Genomic DNA, 25991 nt, shown 5'->3' with positions numbered 1-25991 from the left:
GCCGCGCCGCGTCGGCACTTCGCCGCCGCTTTCGCAGCTCGCAGTGCGAACCAGGCGCTTCGCGGTACGCTGAGGCGCCTTCGTCCTCCGTCGCACCGCACCGAGGCGCGTCTGGAAGGCGCGCCACCTCCTGCCCCCCTGCACAACGCACGGTCACGATCCTTGCTGGATCCAGAGGGCGGGCTTCGCCGCGGGGGCGGAGCGCGCCCGGAACCGCCAGCCGGGAACACCATGACCAGGATCTCTTCCGCCTTCGGGAACGACAACGAGCCTCTCGCCGGCCCTGCGGTCGGATCACGACCACAGAAGGAAGGCGCACGGAAGCTGCCGCTTCTCGCCGTTCTCCTGCTCGCCATTGTCGTCGCCGCTAGCGCCTCCAGCGCTGCCCACGCCGCCACGCCGGCGGGGCCCGAGTTCCGGGTCAACTCCGCCGTCGCCGATTCGCAGTCCCTGGCGCGGGGCACGCGCCGCGGCCGCAGCGTGGCGCGCGGCGGCTCCGCCACCATCGTCGTCTGGCAGAGCGCCCTCCAGGATGGGAGCGGCTTCGGCGTCTACGCCCAGCGTTACAACGCCACGGGTGGGCGGGTGGGCGGCGAGTTCCGCGTCAACAGCACCACCGCGGGCGATCAGGCCTTGCCAGGAGTGGATCTGGACACCGGGGGGAACTTCGCGGTGACCTGGGCGGGCTCCGGACCCGGCGACACTCAGGGTATCTTCGCCCGCGCCTACGACGCCGCCGGCAATGCGCGTGGCGGCGAGATCGCGGTCAACACCACGACGGCGGGCGCGCAGGACGATCCCGATCTGGCCATGGACAACGGCGGCGCCTTCGTCGTCGTCTGGTGTGGCGCCGGGCCCGGCGACCCCGAGGGCATCGTCGCCCGCATGTTCAGCAGCAACGGCACCCCCAGGACGGCGGAGATCCTGGTCAACAGCGACACCACGGGTGTGCAGTCCCATCCCAATATCACTTCCGACTCGAACGGCGACTTCGTCGTCGTCTGGGAGAGCCCGGGCCCGAGCGGCGACCACGACATCTATTTCCGGCGCTTCGACAGCAACGGCACACCGCAGGGCAGCCAGGGTCTCGTGAACGCGATCACCGCCGGCGAGCAGCGCCATCCGGCGGTGTCCCGCGCCTCCAATGGCAACTTCGTCGTGGCCTGGGAAACCGACGTCGGCCCTGGCGACACGGACATCCACATGCGCCGCATGAGCGGCTCCGGATTCCCTCTCGCCGCGGAGACCCTCGTGCACGGCGCTTCCAGCGGCGTGCAGAAGGACCCGTGCCTCCAGCTCGACACCGGCGGCGAGTACGTCGTCGGCTGGACGAGCGACGACGACCCGACTGCCGGCGTGGATTGGAACGTACGGGTGCAGCAGTTCAGCAAGGACGGCTTCGCCGTCGGCAGCGAGGAAGTGGCCAACTCCACCCTCGCGGGCAACCAATCCGCTGCCTCCGTGGCCTTGGATGCCTTGGAGCAGTTCGTCATCGTCTGGGAAGGGAACGGCAGCGGCGACGCGGACGGAGTCTTCGGGCGTCGTTACGGCCTCCAGGCCAACGTGGACATCGGCCTGGTGATGACGACGAGCAATCCGAACCCGCGCGAGGGCGATACGATCCTGTTGACGTTGACCGTGGTGAACCATGGCCCCGACATCGCCACCAACGTGAACATCGCCGCGCCGCTCCCTGCGGGCCTCACCTATGTCTCCGACATCGCGACCCAGGGGAATTGGTCGAGCAGCACCGGCGTCTGGCAGATCAGTTCCATGGCGGTGCAGTCGACCGACGTGCTGCAGCGCACCCTCCGCGTCGACACCGGCACCGCCGGCCTCACCCTCAGCTGCGCCGCCAGCTTGAGTTCTCTCGGCCAAACCGACCCGGTGGCGAGCAACAACGTGGCGACGCTCGACGTGACGCCGCAGCGCCATCTCCTGCGCTTGTCGGCGTCCCAGAGCGGCAGCACGCTGCTCCCCGGCCAGGCCCCGGTCCCGGTGTATCGCTTGCGGGTCGTCAATGCCTCCACCGCGGCCGAGACGCTGCTCACCCTCGACGGCACCAACAACACCTCCGGACCGGGAACGCCGGCGGAGCGCGATGCCGAGTGGGAGGCGTTGACTCTCGGCGTCGAAGGCGGAAGCACGCTGGCGACGGCGGCCTTCAACGCCGGCCGGGCTCACTTCGGCAGCTGGTCGCTCCCCATCGCGGCCGGGGACAGCGTGACCCTCGTCCTCCGCGGTGCCCCGTCGCTGGCAGCGCGGGATGGCGACGTCCTCGACCTGCATCTCGATGCCACCGACCTGGGCCACTCCGGCGTGAGCACGATCCAGGTTTCCGGGAGCCTCGATCCTGCCGGCTCCTTCCTCGTCAATGGCATGTCGGCGGCGCAGATCACGGTGCACGAGGTTCCCGCCAGCACCTTCTTCGCCGGCACGGCACGCAATCTCGCTTTCGACATCACGCTCCCGGCCAACGGCTACAGCCCCGACGTGCTGGAGAAGCTGAACCTCTTCAACCACGGCACTGCCGCCCACGGGAGCGACATCGAGGTCCTGCAGGCGTGGGTGGACGACGGCAACGGTCGTTTCCAGGACGGCGAAGAGCGCCTGCTCGGGACCTTGGTCTTCACCGGCAACCGCTGGGAGCTCACCGGTCTCGGCGAGACCGTGCCGGTCGGCGGACTGCGGGTCTTTTTCACCATCAGCCTCGGCGCTGGCGCCGGCTTGGGACGCACCATCCGGCTCGGTCTGAGCGGCGACCCGGACATTCCCATCGGCATGGCGAGCGGCAACGACGGGCCCGTCGACGGTTCGGTGGCGAACCGCTTCTCCCAGTCCGTGAGCACGGCCGACCGCGTCGTCTTGAGCGCCGTCGCCCTGGAGACGCGGCCGGTGCGGCCCAGTACACAGAGCTTCCTCCTCCTGCAGCTCTCGGGGACGAACAGCTACCCCGCGGAGAAGACCTTGACCGAGCTCGCGCTGACGAACGTCGCCACGAGCGCGAACGGCGGCAGCAGGGCGCAGCTCGATGCTTCCCTCGAGCAGCTGCAGCTGGTGGACGACAGCAACAACAACGGCTTCCTGGAGGGGAGCGACGCCGTCCTCGCCAGTAGCTTCTTCTCCGGGGGCCGCGCCTTCTTCGAGGGCCTGACCTGGACCCTCAGCGCGGGAGCGTCGCGCTCCCTCTTCGTCGTCGGCGCTGTGGCGCTGCAGGGCGCCGCGGACGGCGACGAGCTCGGCGCCCAAGTCGTCGGGGCCTTGGACGTGACCTTCCTGGACCCGACCTCCGTCGTCGCCAGCTGGCCTTTGGATTCGACCGGTCGCGGTCGGGTCGACGGCATGGTGGCAGCGCAGCTCACGAACTATGGCGCCGCCGGGGTCACCTTGGGGCCGAACGAGGGCCCCGCCTTGGCGCTGGACCTCGGCCTGCCGCGCAACGGCTACGCCGACGACGTCCTGCGCGGCTTGAGCCTGGTGGAAAACGGCAGCGCCACCGCCGCCGATCTCGCCGACGTCCGCCTGTGGCGCGATGGCGGCGACGGCGCCTTCACCCCGGGAAGCGGCGACGACGCCGAGATCGCCCCACTCGTTTTCGTGGACGGTCTGTGGAAGAGCCCGCAGCTCGCCACCCCGATCGGCGCCAGCGGCCTGCGCCTGTTCGTCGGCGTCACCGTGGCTGGGGCACCGGCGGATTCCGCCACAGTGCAGTTCGGCGTCCCCCTGGACGGCATCCAAACCGCCTCGGGGAACGACGGTCCCGTCGACGAGGCGGTGGCGAACAGCGAGGCGATGCTGCTCAGCACCGCACCACTCTCCGTCTCCCTCGCCGTCGCCGTGCCGCGCAGCAACGTCGGCCAGGACTTCCTGGTGCGGATGACGGTGCGCAACGTGGGCGACGAGACCATCCTCGGCGTCAAGCCCTCGGCGCTGTCCATGCTCGGTGATGCTGCAGCGCTCCTCATGGCGCCTCCCGTTCCGGCGTCCGCCACTCTGCTCCCGGACAGCGAAGTCACCTTCCAGTGGACCTACAAAGGCACAGCGGTCGGCAGCTTGCAATTCGTCGGCGAGGCCGAGGGCACCGGTGCCGCGGGAGGCCTGGTGCGCCGTTCCCTCCCGGATCGCTCCGGGGCGTTGCGGCTCCTGCTGCGGGCGACCTCCATGGGCGTGCTGCCGGTGGGCAACGTTCCCTTCTCGATCAACCGCGGTGAAACCGGCGTCGTGCCCTTGAGCCTCACCTTCTCGCACGACGGCGACAGCAACACCTCGGACATCCTGTTGCGCCACATGCGCCTCCGCGTCGAGGACGACACCGGCGCCGGCATCGTGCCCGCCGCCATCCTGGCGCAGCTCGCGGTGCGCGAGGGCTCGCGCACCTACTACGCCAGCACCGCGCTGCCGACGAGCGGGGCGGTGATCGATCTCGACCTGGCGCCGGCGCTCCGGATCACGCCGGACGAACCGTCCACGGTGAGCTTCCAGTGCGACATCCTCCCGACCACCACCGTACCGGTGTTCCGCTTGGTGCTCCTGGACGCCACTGCCTTCGTCGCCGAAGACGCCACCGAGGGCACGCCGGTGACCGTGCACCCCGCACCGGGAAGCTTCCCCATCCAATCCGGGACCGGACAAGTGCGCTCGGCACCCGTCGAGCTCGACGTCGCCACCTTGCCCGCAACTCCCCAGCGTATCGGCCGCGGGCAGACCCAGGTGGCCTTGCTCGGCATGCGTCTCTCCAATCCCGGCGTACCGAACGTCACCACCAACGTGCGCGTCGGTGCCTTCGAGTGCAGCATCGTCGACGCCGCAGGCAACACCCTTCCACTACCCGGAAGTGCCTTCCAAAGCCTGCGCATCAAGAGCGGCGCCCTGACGCTGGAAGAGAGGAGCCTGGTCTCCTCCACCGATCCTTTCGTCACCTTCACGCTCTCGATTCCCGCCCTGGTTCCCGCCGGCGCCGACAACGACCTCGTCATCCTGGGTGACGTGGCGCCCGGCGCCCCTCTCGGCGCCTATCGCTTGCGCCTCGGCAGCCCGGCGAGCATCGATGCGCGGGACGACAACACCCATGCCCCGGTGCCGGTGGTCTATGCCACCACGCCCTTGGAAGGGTCGGCAGTCACGATCGAGGCCCCAGCGGAGAGCTTGCGCCTCGCCGGCACGCCGTCCTTCCCGCCGGGATTCATCGTCGGCGACACCGGGCGCACCGCCCTCGTCGCCAGCTTGCGCCATCCTGGCGCTCCCGGTGTGGGCCGCATCCGCGTCGAGCGCCTGAGCGTGCTCTGCCGTGACGAGGCCCGCCGCAGTCTCTCCAGCGCCGCCTACCTGGATCGACTTTCCTTCTGGCTCGGCGCCCAGGAGATCGCCCAGGCGAGCCAGTTCCCGCCGACCGGGGGCTTCGACGTCTCCCTCACCGACTTCTTCCTCGAACCCGGGCAGACCGTTGCACTCACGGTGAAGGTGGACGTGGAAGCGACAGCGCCGGCCACCTTCTTCGAGCTCCTGCTCCCGGCCGTCACCGCCTTCGACGCCAACCTCGGGGGCTCGGTGCAGGTGCAGCCGGAAAACGGCGCCGAGTTGCCCCTCACCTCGGGTCTCACCAAGCTCGGGCCGCCAGCGACCGATCTCGCCGTGGGATTGGAGAGCCGTATTCCCGCCGTGCTCAGCCCCGACGGCTCCATGGTCCTCCTCGCCCGCTTGTCGTTGCGCAACACCGCGGTGCAAGGCTCGGGGAGCATCGAGGTACAGCGCCTCGTGTGTCGCGCCGCCGATCGCGGCCTGCAGGCCATCGCTCTCGGCGCCGCGACCTCGCAGCTGGTGCTGCTGCAGGACGGCAACGTCCTCGCCGCGAGCGGCACCCTCGGCACCGACAGCGTCACGGTCAGCTTCACGCTGCCGACACCGCTCCGCGTCGACGCCGGCGTCACCGCCCTGGTGGACGTGCAAGCCGCCTTCCGCGGCGACTCCGGCCTCGATGGTTTCCGTCTCGGCGTGGGCAGCGACGATGTGCAGCTCCTGCAACCCTCGGGCTCCCTCGGCGTCCGTGTCCAGGCCGAGCCCGGCCAGGCCTTCCCGCTCTGGACGGAGGCCGGAGGCTTCGCCGTCGCTTCGCTCGGGGAGAGCTTCGCCAACTTCCCCAACCCCTTCGGGCCCGGGCGCGAGAGCACGACCTTCACCTACTACCTGCCGCAAGCGGGGCGCGTGACGCTGCGCATCCTGAGTCCCCGCGGCGAGGCCGTGGCGACGGTGGTGGAGAACGCCGATCGCACCGCCGGTTTGCACCAGAGCGATCTGTGGAGCGGCGCGAACGGCCACGACCGCTTGGTGACGAACGGCGTCTACATCGCCGCTCTCGAAGTGCAGCACCCCGATGGCAGCCGGGAGCGAGTGCTCCGGAAGGTGGCGGTGGTGCGATGAACGACCCCCGCCGCAGAGCCTTCCGCCCTCGCCGGTGGGCGCTTCTCGCCCTCGCCGGTTTCGTCCTGCCGGCCGCGCTCCACGCCAGTGACGACGGCGGCATCCGCTCCGTCTTCGCCTACGGCGCCGGCAACCGCGCTCTCGCCCTCGGCGGGGCCTACACCGGCGCCGCGGACGACGCCAGCGCGCCGCTCTGGAACCCCGGCGGTCTGGCCTTCGTGCAGCGCCGCTGCTTCGATGCCAGTTACGCCAGCCTCTACGGCCTGGGTTTCCGGGAACAATACGCGGCGCTGGCTTTGCCGAGCTGGCGCTTCGGCACCTTCGCTTTGACCTACCAACAATTCAGCGTCGATGGCATCGACCTCCGGGACGAACGCAACTTCGTCCTCGGCGAGGACCAGTCGGACAGTCAAACCCAGCTCGCCCTCGCCTACGGCCGGCAGATCGGCCACATCTGGGGCCTCGGCGCCGCCATCAAGATGCGGCGCCACAGCCTGGCGGGGTACTCCGATACCGGTCTCGGCGTGGATGCCGGCGTGCTCCTCCGCCCGGCGCTGCTCGTCGGGAGCCGCGCTCCCTGGGCCCACCGGCTGGGTCTCGGCTGCACCATCCAGAACGCGGTGCAACCGGCGCTGCGCCTCGACCAGACGAGCGTGGAGGAACCACCGACGCTCCGCACCGGCGCCAGTTACTGGCTGCCCTTCGGGCGCGCCAACCTCCTCTGGGTGGCGGACATCGAGAAGACCGAGGGCATGGACCTCCGGGCCCATGCGGGCATGGAAGCGCGGGTGCACTCGGTGCTGTCGTTGCGTCTCGGGATGAACGACGACAAGCTGGCGGCGGGCACCGGCGTCACCTGGCGCGACTTCTCCTTCGACTACGTCTACGAGAACAACGACATCGAACCGGTGCACCGCTTCGGCGCCGCCTTCCGCTTCGGTCTTTCTGTGGAGGAGAGCCGGCAAGCAGCGCTGGCGGCGCAAGAAGCGGCGCTGGCTGCGCGGCTCGCCGAGGAGTTCCGCAAGCGCCAGGCGCAGCAGGTGGAAGCGCTGCTGCACGAAGCGGCGGCGTTGCAGCGGGAACAGAAGCTCGACGCCGCTCTGGAGCTCGTGACCACGGTGCGTGTCCTGGCCCCGGAGGACGAGCGCAGCCGGCAGCTCGAGGCGGCCCTGCTCGCCGCCAAGGCGCAGCAACTCGAGAGCAGCGGCGCCTTCGCCGACGCGGTTCTCCTCTGGGGTCAGATCCTCGTCCTCGCCCCGGGGGACTCTGCCGCCAAGGCCGGACAGGCCCGCTGCCAGAAGCGGAGCGATGAGCGCGCCGCGCGGTCGCAGAAGATTCGTCAGGAGTTCGCCCACGCCATGGAAGCCTTCATGGCGGAAGACTTCGCCACCGCGCGCCAGGGCTTCCTCCGCGTTCTCGAGCTCAACCCGGGCGACGCGGAAGCGTACGAGATGCTGGATCGCACCGAGAAGGCCAGCACCCGGCGGACGCAGAACAGCCTGCAGCTCGCCGAGCGACTCCTCGCCGACGGCGTCCTCGACGAGGCGGGCCGCCTGCTCGACCAAGCCCGCGCCCTGGATCCGAATGCACCGGGATTGGAAGTGCTCGCGGCGCGTCTCCGGGTCGCGAGCCAGGCGCAGGCGGCGCACACCAACACGCCCGCCCACAACGGCAACACCGCCACGACGAGCGCGGCGTCGCAGCCGACGCCGCTCACGCCGGAGCGCCGTCAAGAGCTCGACGACCTCTACCGTCGCGGCGTCGCTGCCTTGCAAGAGGGACGCACCGAGGACGCGGTGCGCTACTGGGAGCTGGTGTGGTCCTTCGCGCCGGACTTCGAGCGCGTGCGGGAGCATCTGAAGCGCGAGTACATGACCTGGGGCCTCGAGCAGTTCGCCCGCGGCTCCCTCGAGGCCGCCATCGAGCAGTGGCAGAAGGCGCTCCGCGTCGACCCCACCGACCAGCGCGCCCTCGCCTACCTGCAGCGGGCGCAGGAGCAGCTGTCGCGCACGCGGCAGATCCTCGGACCGGGAGATTGAGGAGCATGGTGATGGCCGCAGCCGACACCACACGCAGCGCTCCGCCGGCAGCTCCCGGTGCCGTGCCGACGCGGGCCGCTACGCCGGCCGCTGCGGTGCCCCCCCTGCGGCGGCGCCAGCGTCGCTTCTTCAGCATCCGCCTCATCGTCACCGGCGTCGCCGTGGCGTTGGTGGCCGGTGGCGTCCTCGGCGTCGGCTGGGTGGGCGAGCGGCACGTGCGCAGCGTCCTCAGCACCGAGATGGAGGCGCGCCTGTTGATGACGGCGCGCAACCTGGCGCGGCTTTCCGCCGGCGCCCTGCTGAGCGACTTCCCCGAGCTCGTCCTGCATCCGGCGGTGCGGGAAATCCAAGAAGATCACCCGGAGTTCGCCTTCGTCGTCGTCGTCGACCACGAACAACACATCCAGGGCCACGCCGATGCCCGGACCCTGGACCAGAACTACACCCCGCCTCCGGACCTGCAGCCCCTGGTGCCGCGGAACCGGCTGGCGGCGGGCGAAGCCATCCTCGGCAACGACGCCACCTTGGTGGCCCGCGTGCCGGTGCAGCACCCGAGCGGCGGCGCCATCGGCACGGTCTTCGTCGCCTTGCAGCGCCAGTATCTGGAGGCGGAGGCGACCGCGGCCCGCGAGGAGCAGGGCGTCGTGCTCATGGGGCTCCTCGGCCTGGCGGTGGCCAGCGCTCTGCTGGTCATGACCGTGCTGCTGCGGCCCATCGACCGCTTGCGCGACGGGCTGGAGCGCATCGGCCGCGGCGACCTCGGTACCCCCATCGTGCTGCGCGATCGTACCGAGTTCCAGTTGCTCGCCGATGCAGTCAACTCCATGGCGGCGGAGCTGCAGCGGGCGCAGGGACAGATGATGGAAAAGGAGCGCCTCAAGCACGAGATGGAGCTGGCGCGGCAGATCCAGAGCTCGCTGCTGCCGGCGCACTCCAGCCTGGTCGGCGACTTCGAGGTCCTCGGCGTGCACCAGGCTGCCGCCGAGGTGGGGGGCGACTACTTCGACGTCCTCGAGCTGCCCGATGGGCGCGTCGGCATCGCCATCGCCGACGTCTCTGGCAAGGGCCTCGCCGGCTGCCTGGTCATGTCCATGGTGGCGGTCTTGCTGCGCTCGCTGCGGCGCTCGCATCGCACCCCGTCGGCACTGCTCGCGGCGCTGGACGATCAGCTCGCCGGCAACCTCCGCCCCGGCGTCTTCGTCACCATGTTCTACGGCATCCTGGATCCCCGGAGCGGCAGGCTCAGCTATGCCTCGGCAGGACACAGCCCGGTGCTGGTGCATCGTGCCGCGACGCAGCAGATCGAATGGCACTACACCGAAGCCATCCCGATCGGCGCGGTGCGCGGGGCGCTGCGCGAGACGCTGCGGGACTACGAGCTCGAGCTCCTGGCCGGCGACACGCTGGTGCAGTTCACCGACGGCATCAACGAAGCCTGGGAACCGCAAACGCGCCAGCAGTTCGGCTTCGGTCGCCTGGAGCAGGTGGTGAAGAACGCCGCCGCCGGCGGCAGCCGCGCCGTGATCGCCGCCGTGCGCCGGGCCATTGCGCAATGGACGCAGGAGGCGCCGCGCCTGGACGACGAGACTCTGGTGGTGGTGCATCGCCTGCCGGCCAGCACCGCGGCGGCAGCGGGTACCGCTGGGGCGCTCGCCGGCCGCGCGGTGCCCGGCGCCACCGAGGTGCTCGGCGAGCGCGCTTGGAACCAGCGGCACACCGGCCGCCACTTGGCGCTGCCCCTTGACCCCCATGCGCTGCGCGGCTTGCGCGGCTGGCTCGCCGGCTGCCCGCAGCTGGCCGCACTCCCGGAAGCGGAGGCGGTGCTCCTCGAGCACGCCCTGCACGAGCTCTGCGCCAACGTCATCGAGCACGGTTACCGCGGCCACCCGCGCCCCGATCCCACCGTGAGCCTCGATCTGTGGTGGATCCCCGAGCTGGACCTGTGGAGCGGCCAGCAGCCGCGGGACCCGCAGCGCGCCGCCGCCGCCGGCGAGCAGTGGACGAACCTGCAGCGCGGCGCCTTTCTCCTCCGCGACAGCGGCCGGTCGTTCTCCCCGCTGTCGCGGAAGGAGTCCGACCTCGACGACCCCGAGGTGCGCAAGCGCGGGCGCGGTTTGGGTCTCCGCATCATCCAGGAGGTCATGCACCCGGTGCTCTACCTGGAGTCGACGGTGCAGGGAAACATCACGGTCATGCGTTTCGATCCGGTGGAACAGAGCACAGAGAAGGAGGTTCGGCATGTCTCGACCAGACGGTAGCTCCGGGGGACAGCGCCCGGTTGGACCGAGATCCCTCGGCGGGCACTCCCGCGATTCCTTGCCCAGCCTGGGGGATTTCAGGATCACCGACGGACCGCGCCGCGGCTCCTTGGTGGTCCTGCAGCTGACCGGGCGGCTCGATGGCCGCGCCGCGCAGCTCCTGCAACAACGCTGCAACGAAGTGCGGACGCAGGGCGTGCAGCACCTGGCCCTCGAGCTGAGCGGCATCACCTTCCTGGCCTCCAGCGGTCTCGGCGTCTTCCTGGCCGAAACCGAAGAGTTCAAGGAAAGCGGCGGCAGCCTGCACCTGGTGGCGGCTTCCTCCGTCGTGGCCTCGGTGGTCAACCTGCTGAACGTGGGGCGTTTCCTCTCCCTCGTTCCGTCGGTGGACGATCTCGTGGTGAAGAACTCTCGCTGAGTCGAGAGCGCCGCTCGAGGAGGGTTCATGGCGCGCAAGACGCAGGAGTTGCCCAAGCCCGAACTGGCGGCGCAGCCCCAGGGCGGGCGGCAGTCCCGGGCGCCGGCCGGGACGGGAGCGGAGCGCGGCAGCGGCAGCGAGCTGCAGCGGCACAGCCTGCTCTCGTTCTTCGAGCTGAGCAAGGAGCTGGACTACTCGCTCAACATCTACGACTTCGCCGACCGGGCCCTGTTCAACTTCATGGGCCACCTGGGCACGCCGCACTCGGCGCTCTGGCTCCTACCCCCCGACGATCCGGCAGGTCTGGTGCTGGTGCGCAGTCACGGCCTCCCGGAGAGCGTGGCGCGGCAGATCGGGGCGCAGTGCATGGAGACTCTGGTGGATCTCCTCTTGCGCGACCGGCGCATTCAGTTGCGCGACGACCTGCACCGCATCTTCACGGCGGACGAGATGGAGCTGCTCCGTTCCCGCGGGCTCTCGCTCTTCGCGCCGCTGCTGGCGCCGGACCGGCTGCTCGGCATCATCGCCCTGGGCACGCGGCCGGGCGACCGCGTGGATCCCTTCGAGATCGAGGTACTGCAGGCGTCGGTGGAGTTCTTCGCCGTGGCGCTGCAGAACTCCATCTTCTACCACGAGCTGCAGGAGAGCGTGCGGGAGCTGCGGCAGGCCAACGAGAACCTGCAGGAGCTGGACCGGGCGAAGAACGAGTTCGTGAGCACCATGCACCACGAGCTGCGCACGCCGGTGACGGTGATGCAGATGTACGCCGAGAGCCTGCTGGAGGAGCTGCCCGAGAACAGCAGCCAGCGCGCGCATCTGAAGGTGGTGCTCAAGCAGACGGAGAAGTTGAAGAAGATGCTGGAGAACCTGCTCGACTTCTCCGGCTTGTCCGGGAACCGCCTCGAGGTGCACTGCCAGGCCGGGGACCTGGGACTGGCGCTACAGCAGTACTACGACAACCGCCGCAACGGCGTGGCGATGACGCTCCACGACTTCCGTCTCGCCCTCCCCGACGGCCTGCCGCCCGTGCGGTTCGAGGAACGCCGTCTGCGCCAGGTCCTGGACATCCTGCTGGACAACGCCTTGCGCTTCACGCCCCAGGGCTGCCACATCGTCCTGCGCGCCGCCTGCGACGACACCGTGGGCTCGCCCCGCGTTCGCATCGAGATGGAGGACGACGGCCCGGGCATCGCCCCGGACATGCTCCCCAAGCTCTTCACGCCTTTCGTGCAGGTGGACGGTTCGCTCACCCGCGAGAAGGATGGTCTCGGTCTCGGCCTGGCGCTGGCGCACCGTTTGGTGCAGGCCATGGGTGGCGAGATCCTGGCGGCGAGCGAGATCGGACACGGCATGCGCCTCAGCGTGCTCCTGCCCCGCGCTTGAAGGCCCGCGCCAGGAGCGCCTCGGCCTCGTCCTGCAGGCGCTGCAAGTGCGCGCGGTCGCGGAAGCTCTCCGCATAGATCTTGGCGACGTCCTCGGTACCCGAAGGCCGGGCCGCGAACCAGCCGTTTTCTGTGACTACCTTGATGCCGCCGATGGGCGCGTCGTTCCCCGGCGCCCGGCTCAGCACGGCGCGGATGGGCTCGCCGGCCAGCTCGGTGGCGTCCAGGTCCGCAGGTCCCAGCGCTTGCAGTCGCGCCTTCTCCTCCCGCGTCGCCTTAGTATCCCGGCGTTCGTAGAAAGGCTCGCCCAGCTCTCGGATGAGATCCGCGTACAGCTGGCTCGGATCCTTGCCGCTTTTGGCGCTGATCTCCGCCGCCAGCAGGCAGAGGGCCATGCCGTCCTTGTCGGTGCTCCAGACGCTGCCGTCGCGCCGGAGCAACGAGGCCCCGGCGCTCTCCTCGCCGGCGAAGCCGAGGCTGCCTTGCAGCAACCCGGGGACGAACCACTTGAAGCCGACGGGAACTTCGACCAGACGACGACCGAGACGCGCCGCCACCCGGTCGATGAGGCTGCTGCTCACCAGCGTCTTGCCCACGCCGGCGCCGGCGCCCCAGGCCGGGCGCTGGCGAAAGAGGTAGTCCACGGCGACGGCGAGGTAATGGTTGGGATTCATCAGGCCGGAACGGGTGACGATGCCATGGCGATCGGCGTCGGCATCGTTGCCGAAGGCGAGGTCGAAGCGCTGGCGGTGCGCCACCAGGCCCGCCATGGCGTACGGCGACGAGCAGTCCATGCGGATCTTCCCGTCCCAGTCGAGGGTCATGAAACGGAAGGTCGGGTCGATTTTCGGGTTCACGACTTCCAGATTCAGGTGGTACTCGGAGGCGATGCGTCCCCAGTACGCCGCGCTCGCGCCACCGAGCGGATCGACGCCGAGATGGATGCCGGCGCTCCGCACCGCCTCGAGATCCACCACGGCGGCGAGGTCGCGCACGTAGGCGGCGGCGAAGTCCACCCGGTGCGCTGCCGCCAGAGCGCGCGCGTAGGGAAGGCGCCGGATCTCCGGCGTTCCCGTGCCGGCCTGGAGCGGACCCGCACCCCCCGCACCCGCCGCGCCTGCTCCCGCTGCGCTGCCGCCCAGGAGAGCGTTGGCCCGCGCCTCGATCCAGGCAGTCACCGCTGTTTCGGCGGGACCTCCGTGCGGCGGGTTGTACTTGAAGCCTCCGTCGGTGGGCGGGTTGTGCGACGGTGTGATCACGATGCCGTCGGCCTTGCCGCCGGGGCCCGTGCGGTTGTGGCCGAGGATGGCGTGGGAGATCACCGGCGTCGGCGTGGGCTCGCCGGCGGCATCGATGTGCACGGCCACGCCGTGCGCCGCCAGCACTTCCAGGGCGGAGGCGAAGGCAGGCTCGGAGAGGGCATGGGTGTCCATGCCGAGAAAGAGGGGTCCGTCGATGCCCTGGGCCGCGCGGTACTCGCAGATCGCCTGCGTGATGGCGAGGATGTGCGCCTCGTTGAAGCTGGTGCTGAACGAGCTGCCCCGGTGACCGGAGGTGCCGAAGGCCACTCGCTGCTCGCGCAACGCCGGATCGGGTTGATTCGTAGAGTAGGCGCGGAGAAGCTCCGCCACGTTCACCAGCATGTCGTCCGGCGCCGGCTTGCCGGCGAGGGGATGCAGTGCCATGGGAGGAGCCTAGCGCTTCAGGGCCCCCCCTTGCCAGCGACGGGCCCAAGTCTTGGTGTATCCTGAGCCTCCGGTCGAAAGGAGTTTCCCGTGCCCCGACGCGCCGTCTCGTTCGTCGTGCCTTGCGGTCTGCTCGCTCTCTTCCTCGTCTCTTGCGCCACCAGCACCATGCTCTCCAGCTGGATCGACCCGGAATCCCCCGGCAAGAAGATGGATCACGTGCTCGTCATCGGCGTCGCCAAGAACGAGGTCGTCCGCCGCAAGTACGAAGACGACTTCGTGAAGGAGCTGGCGTCGCGGCACATCAAGGCCATGCCGAGCTACCAGATCCTCCCCGACCCGGCGGCGATCAGCCAGGAAACGGTGGCGCCCCACATCCAGGCGCAGGGCATCACCCACGTGCTGGTGACGCGGATCGTCGACCGCAAGACCGTGACCACCTACGTGCCGCCGACCACGACCACCTATGGCATGGGTTACCCGAGCTACTACCCGTCGTACTACGGCAGCTGGTACGGCTATTACAATGCCGGGTACTCCACGGTCTCGTCGCCGGGCTACACCTACGACACCGAGTACGTCCATCTGGAGACCAACGTCTACGACATCCCGTCGCAGAAGCTGATCTGGACCGGGCTCACCGAAACGGAACTCGGCGGCAAGGTGGAAGCCCAGGTCGATGAGTTCATCCATGTTCTCATCGGCGCCATGACCCAGGACAAGCTGTTCTGAAGCTCGCACGGACCACACTGCGCTGCACTCGGAGGCGGGACGCTTCCGCGCGCCCGGAGTGGACGCCGTGGATTGATCCTTGCTTCGCCCGCGGCGGAGCCTTGGGTCTTCCAGCCTGAGCGTGATTCATGTCCAGTCCGTGCGAGTTGCCCGGCGCCGCGGCCACGCGGCGCGCGTCAGGGTCGGTGGCGACACCGTGGCGCGCCGTCGCCCTCGCTGGCCTGACGCTGCTCGCCGCCTGCGGACCCAAGTCGCGTCCAGAGGCGACGCTGCCCGCACTGCCCACGCACGGCGGCTCTTTCCGCATGGCGCAGGACACGCCGGCTTCCCTCGACCCGGCCTGCCTGGACGACGTCTACGAAGCCACGGTGATCAACCAGATCTTCGACGGCCTGTTGCGCTTCGACGGCAGCTTGAACATCGTGCCCTGCGTCGCCGATCTCTGGGAGGTCTCCCCCGACGGCCTCGTCTACACCTTCCACTTGAAGCCCGGGGTGCGCTTCCACGACGGCAGCGAGGTCACCGCCGACGACGTGGTCTACTCGTTCAGCCGCATCTTCAAGCTGCCCCCCGAATCCACCACCCTCGCCCGCGAGTACCTCGGTCACATCCTCGGCACCCAGGAGTACGCCCAGGGCAAGACCGATTCGATCGCCGGGTTGCAGGCTCTCGGCGACTACGACCTACGCATCGAGCTGGCGCACCCGTTCGCCTCCTTCCTGGCCGTCGTCGCCTCCGATCCCTCTCGCATCGTGCCGCGGCGCTATGTGGAACGGGTGGGTGATGCGCGCTTCGGCCGCGAGCCCGTGGGCTGCGGTCCCTTCCGCTTGGCGCGCTGGAGCGACAAGGACATCGTCCTCGTCGCCGCCCCGGGCTACCATCTCCAGGGGGCGCGCCTCGACTCGCTCTGCTTCGAGCTCCCGGGCGACAAGGTGCGCGATTACGCCGCCGCCGCTTTCTTCGCCGGCCGGCTGAGCGCGGCGCTGGTGCCCCAGGGGCGTCTGGCGGAATTCCAGTCCCGTCCCGGCGCCCGCATCCTGACGCGCCAGGAGCTCAGCCTCACCTTCATCGGTCTCAACCAGAAGCGCCCGCCGTTCGACGACGTGCGTGTGCGCCAAGCCTTCGCCTGCGCCATCGATCGCGACGAGATCCTGCGGCAGGAAGCGGCGGCACGCGTCGCCCCCACCGGCATCCTGCCGCCCGGCATGCCGGGCTACACGCCGACGCCGAAGCTGCTGCAGTACGACCCGGAACGGTCGCGGGCGCTTCTCGCCGCCGCCGGCTACCCGGAGGGACGCGGCCTGCCCCGCATCGTCTTCACCACCGCGAGTCAGACCCAGCAATCGCAGCAGATCCTCGATGCCTTGAGCCGCCAGCTGGCGGCGGTGGGCATCCGCCTCGAGATCGAGAAGCGGAGCTGGCTCGACTTCAGCAGCGCCCTCACCGCACAGAAGCTGCAGTGCTTCACCGTCACCTGGCTCGCGGACATCCCGGATCCGGACTCGATCCTCTATCCCCTGGGTCAGAGCGAGGGCTCGGCCAACTTCGCCAACTACCGCAACCCCCGGGTGGATTCCCTGCTGAGCGAGGGCCGCGGCGCCCGCTTCGGTTTGGGGCGGATGAAGATCTATCGCACCGTGGAGCGCCTGCTCCTCGACGACGCGGCGGTGGTGCCGCTCTTCCATCCCCTGCAGGCGCTGGCGGTGCAAGAGACCGTGCGCGGCGTGCACATGACACCCATGGGCATCGGCAACATCGCGATGGAGGAGGTCTGGTTGCAGACCGCTCTCCTGGCGGAGAAGAGACCTTGAGGAGGCCTGGCGTGCAACCCCTGGACAGCTTGCGGCGCTTTCGCAGCTTGGGACTGCAAGGACGCTTCATGCTCTACTTCGGGATCATCGTGATCTCGCTGATGACGAGCGTGATCTACGTGGTCGGCACCCGGCACAGCGCCGACATGCTGGAGCTGACCCAGATGCGGGGCGTCGCCATCGCCAACTCCATCGCCGCGGGGGTGCGGAACTCCTTGCTCAGCTACGACTACGTGTCGCTGCAGCAGGCCGCCGAGACCTCTGTCCAGGACAGCGGTGTGCTCTACGTCGTCATCCTCGACAAGGAAGGCCGCGTCGCCGCGCACAGTGAGCAGCCCGACCGCCAGGGGCAGCGGGCCGACGACGCCAACAGCCGCCGCATCCTGGCGGTCAACGAGGTGGTGATCCAGCGGCTCGGGGTACAGCCGGGGAACGGGCCACGCTCCCCGGTGCTGGACATCGCCGTACCGGTGCACGTGGAAGGGACGCCGGTGCGCTGGGGCACGGTGCGCCTGGGTCTGTCGCTGCAGCCGCTCATGGCTTCGGTGGCGCAGACGCGTCTCGTCCTCTCGCTCCTCGGCGCCAGTGCCGTGGTGGTGGTCCTGCTCTCGGCGCGCTTCTTCTCCCTCAAGGTGACCCTGCCGCTGCAGCAGCTGGCGCGGGCGACCGCCGCCGTCTCCAAGTCCGATCTCGATCACGTGGTGCAGGAGGACTTGGTGGGCGAGCTGGGCGAGCTGGCGCGTTCCTTCAACAAGATGACCAACGATCTCAAGCAGAGCCAGGACGCCATCCGCTACCACAACGCGCATCTGGAGCAGATCGTGCAGCAGCGCACCGCGGCCCTGCACCAGAAGGCGCAGGAGCTGGAGAAGGCCAACAAGGAGCTGAAGGAGATCGACCGCCTGAAGAGCGACTTCCTCAGCAACGTCAGCCACGAACTGCGGACGCCGCTCACCTCCATCCGCAGCTTCACCGAAATCATGCTCGACGACCCGGAGGCGCTGACCGAAGACGAGCGCGTCGAGTTCCTCGGCATCATCGCCCATCAAACCGAGCGTCTGACGCGCCTCATCAGCGACTTGCTCGATCTTTCACGCATCGAGGCCGGGGAGATGCGCTGCCGCCTGCTCCCGGTGGAGCTGTCCCGCATCATCGATCCCTGCCTGGAGACGCTGCGCACACTGGCCGCGGAGCGCGAGATCCGCGTGCGCACCGAGATCGATCCGAACCTGCCCGCGGTGCTGGCCGACTCGGACCGCATCAGCCAAGTCGTCACCAACCTGGTGGACAATGCGATCAAGTTCACGCCCCCACGGGGCGTCATCACCGTGGTGGCGCGACCTTGCCCGCACCGGGAGCCCGAGGAACTGGGGCCCCAGCGGGGCGGGCCGGCTGGCATGACCAGCATCAGCCCGGAGAGCGACGCTTATGTCCTGGTCGAAGTGCGCGACACCGGCGTCGGCATCCCGAAGGAGCACCACCAGCGCATCTTCGACAAGTTCGGTCAGGTGGGGAACGTCCTCACCGAGAAGCCTCAGGGCACCGGTCTCGGCCTGGCCATCTCGGGCAACATCGTGGTACAGCACGGCGGCGCCATCTGGGTGGAAAGCGCTCCCGGCGAAGGCTCCATTTTCCGTTTCACCTTGCCGGTGGCGGCGACGCCAGCGGCTCGACCCGCACCGCGGCGGAGCGACCGGCCGGCGCCGGAGCGCACCACCGTGGCCGAAACCCATCTGGTGCAAGCGCTGCAGCGCACTGGCCCGGGCAAGCAGGTGCTCATCGTGGACGACGAGCCTTCGATCGTGACCGCGTTGAGCGAGCTGCTCGCGCCGCTCGGTTACACCACCGTCGGTTGCCAGAGCGGCAGCCAAGCCGTCGCCAAGGCGCGGCAGCTGGAACCGGATGTGATCATCCTGGACATCATGATGCCCGAAATCGACGGCTACGACGTGCTGCGCCTCTTGAAGAGCGATCCCGCCACGGCGGCAATCCCGGTGATCGTGCTCTCCGTGCTCGAGGACCGGGACAAGGCCATGGCCCTCGGCGCCAGCGAATACATCCGCAAGCCCTTCGAGAAGGCGAAGCTGATCGAGAACGTCCGGGCTTTGGTGTGAAGCCCAGGAGCGTCCCGCGGACGCGTGTTGGGAGGAAAGCGATGGGACAGCCGACGAGCCCCGGCTCCCCTTACGTCCTGGTCGCGGACGACGATGCCCTCACTCTGCGCTCGGTGAGCATCATCCTCCGCAGCGCCGGGCTGCGGGTGGTGGCGGTGAAGGATGGTGCGGCGGCGCTGACGCAGCTGCGGCGCGAGAAACCCCGGGTCGCCGTCTTCGACGTCATGATGGGATCCATGAGCGGTCTCGACCTCTGCCGCCTGATCAAGTCCGACGACGAACTGCGCGACGTCCATGTCATCTTGCTCACGGCGCGCGCCATGCAGCGCGAGCGGACCGAAGGATTGGCCGCCGGGGCCGACGACTACATCTCCAAACCCTTCTCCAACCGGGAGCTCTTGAGCCGCGTGCAGAGCGCTCTCCCGGCGGCGCCGCCGGTGCCCCCCTGAATCGGGGCCGCTCCGCCGCGCCCGCGCTCAGCCGCCCTTCTGCACGCCGATCGAAATGATTCGATGCGGTGGCTCCGGCTCCACGCTGATCTCGAGCTCAGTCGGTGCCCCCGGCGTCTCGAGCACCAGGGTGAGGCCGTCCGCCGTGGGTACGACCCGTTGCACCCGGAACTCCGCCAGCTCGTCCCGCAGCGCCACCAGGCTCTGGTCGAGAGCGTCCTCCCCCTGACTCTCCAGGACATCCGGCACGAAACCGGTGCGGACGAAGTCGCGCCTCCAGGCTGCGTCGGAGGTCGTGAGCGCTTCGAGCAGCTCCGCGGCGCGCTGCGCCTGGGGTCCGCCCGGGAGCCCCCATTTCGACGCCAAGGATCCTGGCGCTGCGGGCGCTCCCACCGGGCTCGTGGACTGCGACGCTGCCGCTGCGGGCACGCTGGGCGGCAGCGCCGGCACCTCGCCGGTGAAGACGATGCGCGCCAGGGGGCGCGCCAGCCGGCGCATCCGCCGCTCGCGACTCGCGGTGGTGTAATAGATCACCACGTCGCTGTCGAGGAAGCGGAGGAAATCGGCGAAGTAATAAGGATTGCCACCGTTGTGCGTGATCAGCGTCCCCCAGTCGGTCGGCTCGATGGACCAGCCGTAGCCGTACCAGGTGCCACCGCCTTCCTCGACCTGTTTCGTGATCATCTGGGCTCGGGCGGCCGCGGGCAGGATGGCGTCGCCGGCCAGGGCCCGGTGCCAGCGCAGCATGTCGAAGACGGTGGAATGGATGCCGCCGTTCCCGAGCAGGTTCCAGCCCGGGCCCTCGGGCAGGATGGCGTGCTCCATCGTCGTGCCCCAGTCGCTGCCGTCGTCGTTGCTCCCGTGCGCCAGGCGCGCCGGATCCCAAGCCGGGAGGCGATACCCCGTGTCGTGCATCCCGGCGGGCACGAAGAGTTGGTCGTGCAAGAATGGCTCATAGTCCTGACCCGACGCCTTCTCCACGATCGCCGCCAGCAGGCTGTAACCGACGTTCGAGTACTCGTAGCGCGCGCCGGGGGCGAAGAGGAGCGGCGTGGCCAGGGCGCGCTGCACGTAGGCGTCCCGACCGATGCGCTCGCGATCGTCACCGATGGCGCCGGGGAAACCGGCGGTGTGCGTCAGCAACTGGTGCAACGTGATGCCGCTCTTGTCCGCCGGCACGGCGTCGAACCAGCGCCCGAGCTTGTCCTGCACCGAGAGCTTCCCTTGCGTCTCCAGCTTCAGGATCGCGGTGGCGGTGAACTGCTTGGTGATGGACCCGGTGGTGAAGACGGTTTCCGCCGTGATCGGGCTGTTCCCGCCGGGGACCGTGGTGCCATAGCCGCGGGCGAGAAGGACGTTCTCGCCGCGGGCGACGAGAACGGCGCCGCGGAAGCCCTCTGCTGCTGCCGCCGCCATGGTGCGCTCCAGTCCCGCGGTGACCACCGAGTCCGGCACCGCCGCAGCCCGTGCCTGCACCGGCGCGACGAGGAGCAGCATGAGCAGGAGAAAACGGCAGCCTCGACGCATGCGGCCTCCCAGTGTCGAAACCAAGTGATCCCGTCCACGGCGACGGAGCGTAAGGCTTACGCCCGGACATGGTAACACCGAGCGTGCAAAGCCGTCGGTCCGCTGGAGGGCCGCGTGCAGAATGCACCTCTCCGGACGCCCGGCCGGAGCATCGGGAGCGTCAGGCGCCCTCCTGCCGCTCGTTTTCGCTCCGCCGGCATGGGGTGCCCTCGGCCCGCATGCGCCCACACCGGACACGGTGTCGACACGGAGATCCGTTGCACTCCCTTTTCTCGCCGTCGGCGGACGTCGGCGGAACACTCGATGCATGCGCGATGATCTCGTGACCGATGGACGTTGACGATGGAGCGGCCGGTGACGACGCCTCGGCGACGCCGGCAGCGCTGGGTGGCTGGGAGGTGTGGGGTGGGACGCAGTGACAGGCTCCTTGCTTTCGCTCTCCTCTCCACTCTCCTCGGCGCCTGGGCCCAGCCAGCCGGCGCCAGCTCGGCGCGGCCGGCACGCCTCGAGGCCTGGGTGGACACGGACGTCCGCTTCCAAGTCATCGCCGCCGACAGCATGCTGCAATGCTTCGACGGCTCCGACTTCGCCCTCCTCAACCCGGGCTGCTTCGTCACCAGCAACCCGAGCCAGGCGGGCGACTGCACCTCCAGCTCGACCCAGTACCTGATCCAGTACCTGTTCCCGGATCCTCCGGTACCGCAACGGCTGCGGGGCTTCGGTTTCCTGAGCAACGACGGCAACACCGTATTCCCCGCAGCCGGGGCGATCCTCATTCCGGTGCAGGGTGGCAACCTGCGCTTCCCCACCGCCAACGAGCTCAACCAGCTGGCGGTGCGCAACGTGCACAGCCACGGTGACACGACGGAAGTCTTCGTGGATCTGCGCGACCAGAATCTGATCGTCCAACCGGGCGGTGGCTCGGCACTCGTCCTCGCCCTGCAGTTCCCCGACGGCGGCCAGCTGACGGCACCGACTCAGGGCCCGGGGATCGCCGCCGAAGCCACCGCCCCTGACAACGATTGCGACTTCTTCACCGTCGATGCGGGCCGCTCGGGCGTCTGGTTCGAGCCGGTGTACGACCCGCAGAATCCACAGTCCCTGCCCCTCGAGTGGGCCTTCGTCGCTTTCTTCGATCCCACCACGCTGGGGGTCGAGGCGCTCACCTGGTCGAACATGAAGAGTCTGTATCGCACGCCATAGTGCGGCTCCGCCGGACGATCGTGAAACTCCTCGGTGCTCCCCTGGGAGGAGTTTCACCTCGTCCGGCCGGACGATTGCGTCTCTCCCCGCCATGAGGCAGACTGCCTCGGGTCTCCGGAGCGAACGCCCAGCGAACCCAGGCGGTGTGCCCGTGCGCGACAAGACCCCCCTTCATTCGGCACGACGGGAGTTCCGCACGGTGGTGCGGCAGGTCGCTGCGGCGCCGCATCGCGCGGTGGTGCTGCTTCTCGCCGCGGCGTCGCTCCTCGCGGCGTCCCTGCTCTTCGCCGCTGCCAGCGGCACGCGCGCCGCGAGCGGCACGAGCGAGGAGCTCAGCCTCGAGAGCGGCCTGCGCGTTCTCCTTCTGCCCCACGCGGGCAGCGGCATGGTGGCGAGCAACGTTTTCGTCGGCGCCGGCTCGACGCGTGAGGAGAACCGCGACGCGGGCAGCAGCCACTTCCTGGAACACGTCCTCTTCAATGGCACCGAGCGGCGCACGCAGGAGCAGATCTACGCCGAGACCGACCGCATCGGCGCCTACAACAACGCCACGACCAAGCAGGAGTACACCCACTACATGATGGTGGCGCCCTCGGAAAAGCTCGCCGCAGCCCTCGACATCCAGGCGGACATGCTGCTGCACAGCACCCTGCCGGAGGCGAAGTTCGATAAGGAACGGGGCATCGTTCTCGAGGAGCTGAGCAAGGACATGGACGATCCGGAGTACCGCGCGGACCGCGCCCTGGAAACGATGCTCTACGGCGAGGGCAGCCACTTCGCCCGTCCCGTCCTGGGGACGCCGACGACCCTGAAGGAGCTGCCGCGGGCGAACGTCGCGGAGTACTACGCGCGCCAGTACGTGCCGTCGAACATGCTCCTCGTGCTCATGGGTGAGTTCGAGCGCGATGCGGCGCTGGCGGAGTTGCAGCGTCTCTTCCCCACTCCCAGCGCCCGACCCCCCGCGGCTGCGCCGCTCCCGGTCCCGCCCGGACCGCTCGCCGCCCCAGGGCGACTCACCCTGCAGGCCGTCGAGGGACCCTTGGCGGTGGTCGAGCTCCTGGCGGCGCTGCCCGCAGGTGTACCGGAGGATGACGCCCTGCTCGCGTTGCTTGCCCAGATCGCCGGCGGCAGCGAATCGAGCCTTCTCGAACGGGCTTTGCAGCAGGAACCTGCCGTGCCGCACGAGCCAGCGAGCGCGACCCTGCATCACCGTGCCGACAGCCGGCTGCTCGAGCTCCGTGTGCGCCTCGCCTCCGACACCGCACCGCAGTCCTCTGCGGGAGCGGCAGCGGCGGCCACGGAGGCGGCGAAGCGTTTGCTCACGGCGTTCCGCAGCCTCGGCACGATTGGCGCCGCGGAACTGGCGGCGGCGCAGAAAGCGCTTCTCACCCAGGAAGTCTCGCAACTCGAGCAGCTGCACTACTACGCCATCTTCCAGGGCGACCGCCTCTGGCACGTGGGCCCGGGCTTCACACCGCGCTATCTCGCGGCGTTGGAGAAGGCCGATGCCGCCGCCCTCGGCGCCATGGCCAAGAGGGTGCTCGCCGCGGCGCCATTGCAGATTGCCGCCGCGGGCCCTGGCCTGGTGACCCAAGCGAGCGACCTCTCGGGGCTCGAACCACTTGCCCAGCTTTCCCTTGCCTCGACGACGTCCGTCGCCGGGGAGCCCGAGCGCCGGCCGCCCGTGCCGCTCGCTGCGGACGAACCGGCCACGGTGCAGCAGCTCGGCAACGGCCTCACCCTGGTGCACACGGCTTCCGCCAGCACGCGGATGTTCGCCGCCCATCTCCTGGTGCGGAACCGCAGCCTGCGGGAGCCCGCAGACGCGCCTGGTTGCGCCGATCTGCTGCACCGCAGCATGGCGGCCCGCATCGACAAGCTGGGGGCGGGGGGACCTTCGCCGCTCGAACGCATCGGCGGCACGCTCAAGGTGGCAGACAGTCCTTCCATTCCCTACGACGACTACTACACGACGCCGCTCTACTCCTTCGTGCGCCTCGAGTGCCTCGACACCTACTACCAGGAGGCTCTCGGATTGCTGGCGACGATGGTCGCCGGCCCGCACGACGATGCCGAGGCCCTCGACACGGCGCGGAAGGAAATGCTCTCCGCCTTGCAGCGCACCTCCAGCCAACCTGGACCCCGCGCGCAGGCCCGGTTCGACGCCCTCCTGCAGCCGGGTCATCCGCTGTCGCGGCCCGTGCTTGGGGACGCCGAGAGCCTGGGGAAGATCACACCGGACATGCTGGCTCGCTTCGCCGCCGATTACCTCGCGCCGGACCAGCTCGTGCTCGCCGTCGTCGGCGACGTCCCACGCGAGGTGCTGCTCCCCCAGGTCGAAGCGACGCTGGGACATCTCTCGGCGCGCCGGGCGAAACCTCTCGCGGTGCCGGCACTCCCTCTCACTCAGGCGGCGGCACGCGAGGAGCTCCAGGTCGGTGGCAAGCAGGCGGCGCTCCGCCTCGGCCGCGTCGTCGATGTCGATCCGGCGGACCGCTGGGCCCTCCTGGTGGCGGCAAGCCTCGCTTCCAGCCGCATGCAGCAGGACCTGCGCGAAACCCGCGGTCTCGCCTACTCGCTCGGCATCTCGACCCAATTCGTCGGTGACCGGGCGAGCATCGTCGCCTCCATGGGAACACGCCCGGAGAACCTCGCCGAAGCCGAGAAGGGCATGCTCGACTACATCACTGCAGGCAAGCTGCAAGCTGCGCCGGACGCCATCGAGACGGCGGTGAACAAGTACCTCGCGCTCGTCCGCATGCGCCGCATCACGAGCATGGGTCAGGCATTCAACTTGAGCCGGGATCTTTTCCAGTGTGGCGGCATCGATTATGCCGAGCGCGAGGCGAAGGGCCTCATGGCGGTGCGGCCCGAGGACGTGGAACGCGCCGCCCAGCGCTACCTCGGCCCTGGCCCGCTCGTCACCGTGATCGCGCGTTAGGGGCTTGCATCGCCGTGAACCTGCGCCACCTCTACCAGCGGCTGGACCCGAAGCTGACGCGATGGATGGCGCGCCAAGGTGTGCTCCTGCTGCGCCTGAGCCTTGGCGTCGTCTTTTTCTGGTTCGGCGTGCTCAAGTTCTTTCCCGACCTGAGCCCGGCGCAGGGACTGGCGACGCGGACCATCGAGAAGCTGAGCTTCGGCGTGGTGCACGCTTCGGTCTCCATGCCACTGCTGGCGACCTGGGAGTGCTTGATTGGTCTCGGCCTCGTCACCGGCATCATGATGCGGGTGACGCTGCTGCTCATGTTCGTGCAGATGCTGGGCACCATCGCACCGATCTGCCTGTTTCCGAGCGAAGTGTTCCAGCGCTTCCCCTATGCCCCGACCCTGGAGGGCCAGTACATCATCAAGAACTTGGTGCTGGTGAGCGCTGGTGTCGTGATCGGTGCGACCGTTCGCGGCGGCAAGCTCGTCGCAGATCCCGACCGAACGCCCTCATCGACCGAGATGTGAGAGCACGCCACTATTTGCGCTCGACCACCGTGACTTTGACCGTCTGGCGCTTGCCGTCGCGGACGAAGGTGACCTCGGCTTCGTCCCCCGGTGAGAGCGTCTTCAGCACCTCGCTGTAGCTGGCGAGATCCGTGACCGCGACGCCGGCGAAGCCGACGATGCGATCGCCGGCCCTGAGCCCCACCTTTTCCGCCGGACTGCCGGCAATGACGCCGGAGAGCAGGACGCCTTCGCCCTTGTCGTTGAAGTCGGGGATGCTGCCGAAGGTGACACGCCGGCTGCCACTACTCTTCGGCGCTATTTGCGCCGGTGCACTCGTGGCACCCGGTGGCAGGAAGGTCAGCGGCTCGTCACGGTCCGCGAGATAGCGCACCAGCTCGCTCGTGAAGCCCGCGATGCGCTCGAGCCCGGCGTAGTCGAGCTTGTCCGGCGTGTCCCCCGGCCGGTGGTAGTCGGCGTTCGCCCCGGTGAACAGCTGGATAGCCGGCACGCCGCGCCCG

General features: G+C 69.3%; 15 protein-coding genes. 12 read left to right on the top strand and 3 right to left on the bottom strand.

All coding sequences use genetic code 11. The annotated features are described in order from the left end of the window. Nucleotides 1–231 precede the first annotated feature (231 nt). Genes VFE28_16120 through VFE28_16100 form a run of 5 tightly spaced genes read left to right on the top strand, consistent with a single transcriptional unit; the run spans nt 232 to nt 12515 of the window. Entirely contained in the window at nt 232–6417 is a 6186-nt protein-coding gene (locus VFE28_16120) for a DUF11 domain-containing protein (protein ID HZM17522.1), read from the top strand. Further along, the gene (locus VFE28_16115) at nt 6414–8456 is read left to right on the top strand and encodes a hypothetical protein (protein HZM17521.1); all 2043 of its coding nucleotides are present in this window, start codon (nt 6414–6416) and stop codon (nt 8454–8456) included. Before VFE28_16120 ends, VFE28_16115 begins: the two co-directional genes overlap by 4 nt. A gap of 11 nt (nt 8457–8467) precedes the next feature. After that, nucleotides 8468–10714 (top strand): SpoIIE family protein phosphatase, encoded by a 2247-nt coding sequence (locus VFE28_16110; protein ID HZM17520.1) that lies wholly within the window; start codon nt 8468–8470, stop codon nt 10712–10714. Continuing rightward, the gene (locus VFE28_16105; GenBank protein ID HZM17519.1) at nt 10695–11132 is read left to right on the top strand and encodes an STAS domain-containing protein; all 438 of its coding nucleotides are present in this window, start codon (nt 10695–10697) and stop codon (nt 11130–11132) included. The genes VFE28_16110 and VFE28_16105 overlap by 20 nt, the downstream gene beginning before the upstream one ends. A gap of 27 nt (nt 11133–11159) precedes the next feature. Then, a complete protein-coding gene (locus VFE28_16100) occupies nt 11160–12515 on the top strand; it encodes a HAMP domain-containing sensor histidine kinase (GenBank protein HZM17518.1) in 1356 nt (451 codons plus the stop codon). Here VFE28_16100 and pgm read toward each other — a convergent pair. Next, nucleotides 12490–14199, bottom strand: a complete 1710-nt coding sequence (pgm, locus tag VFE28_16095; protein HZM17517.1) for a phosphoglucomutase (alpha-D-glucose-1,6-bisphosphate-dependent) — start codon at nt 14197–14199, stop codon at nt 12490–12492. The two genes, VFE28_16100 and pgm, sit on opposite strands and share 26 nt — an antisense overlap. Nucleotides 14200–14289: 90 nt before the next feature. Between pgm and VFE28_16090 the strand changes: the two genes are divergently transcribed. From VFE28_16090 to VFE28_16075, 4 genes are all read left to right on the top strand, one after another. Beyond that, nucleotides 14290–14931, top strand: a complete 642-nt coding sequence (locus tag VFE28_16090; protein ID HZM17516.1) for a hypothetical protein — start codon at nt 14290–14292, stop codon at nt 14929–14931. A gap of 128 nt (nt 14932–15059) precedes the next feature. Next, nucleotides 15060–16742 carry an ABC transporter substrate-binding protein gene (locus tag VFE28_16085; GenBank protein ID HZM17515.1) on the top strand — a complete coding sequence of 561 codons (1683 nt, stop codon included), beginning with the start codon at nt 15060–15062 and terminating at the stop codon, nt 16740–16742. Nucleotides 16743–16753: 11 nt separating this feature from the next. Then, nucleotides 16754–18856, top strand: coding sequence for an ATP-binding protein (locus VFE28_16080; GenBank protein ID HZM17514.1), 2103 nt, complete (start codon nt 16754–16756; stop codon nt 18854–18856). Nucleotides 18857–18897: 41 nt separating this feature from the next. Next, the gene (locus VFE28_16075) at nt 18898–19305 is read left to right on the top strand and encodes a response regulator (GenBank protein HZM17513.1); all 408 of its coding nucleotides are present in this window, start codon (nt 18898–18900) and stop codon (nt 19303–19305) included. Nucleotides 19306–19332: 27 nt separating this feature from the next. Here the strand turns inward: VFE28_16075 and VFE28_16070 are convergent, their stop codons facing one another. Then, nucleotides 19333–20832 (bottom strand): serine hydrolase domain-containing protein, encoded by a 1500-nt coding sequence (locus tag VFE28_16070; GenBank protein ID HZM17512.1) that lies wholly within the window; start codon nt 20830–20832, stop codon nt 19333–19335. A gap of 405 nt (nt 20833–21237) precedes the next feature. Between VFE28_16070 and VFE28_16065 the strand changes: the two genes are divergently transcribed. From VFE28_16065 to VFE28_16055, 3 genes are all read left to right on the top strand, one after another. Next, entirely contained in the window at nt 21238–22035 is a 798-nt protein-coding gene (locus VFE28_16065) for a hypothetical protein (protein HZM17511.1), read from the top strand. A 151-nt stretch (nt 22036–22186) separates the two neighbouring features. Next, the gene (locus VFE28_16060; protein ID HZM17510.1) at nt 22187–24976 is read left to right on the top strand and encodes an insulinase family protein; all 2790 of its coding nucleotides are present in this window, start codon (nt 22187–22189) and stop codon (nt 24974–24976) included. 14 nt (nt 24977–24990) lie between these two features. Further along, complete coding sequence (locus tag VFE28_16055) at nt 24991–25491, top strand: DoxX family protein (GenBank protein ID HZM17509.1); 501 nt, start codon at nt 24991–24993, stop codon at nt 25489–25491. A 10-nt stretch (nt 25492–25501) separates the two neighbouring features. Here VFE28_16055 and VFE28_16050 read toward each other — a convergent pair. Further along, the coding region (locus VFE28_16050) for a PDZ domain-containing protein (protein HZM17508.1) at nt 25502–25991 on the bottom strand (490 nt) is incomplete at its 5' end.

This window comes from Candidatus Krumholzibacteriia bacterium, assembly GCA_035649275.1.
GTDB lineage: Bacteria > Krumholzibacteriota > Krumholzibacteriia.
Note: the sequence above shows the minus strand (reverse complement) of the source record. Positions and strands in the feature narration are given on the sequence as shown.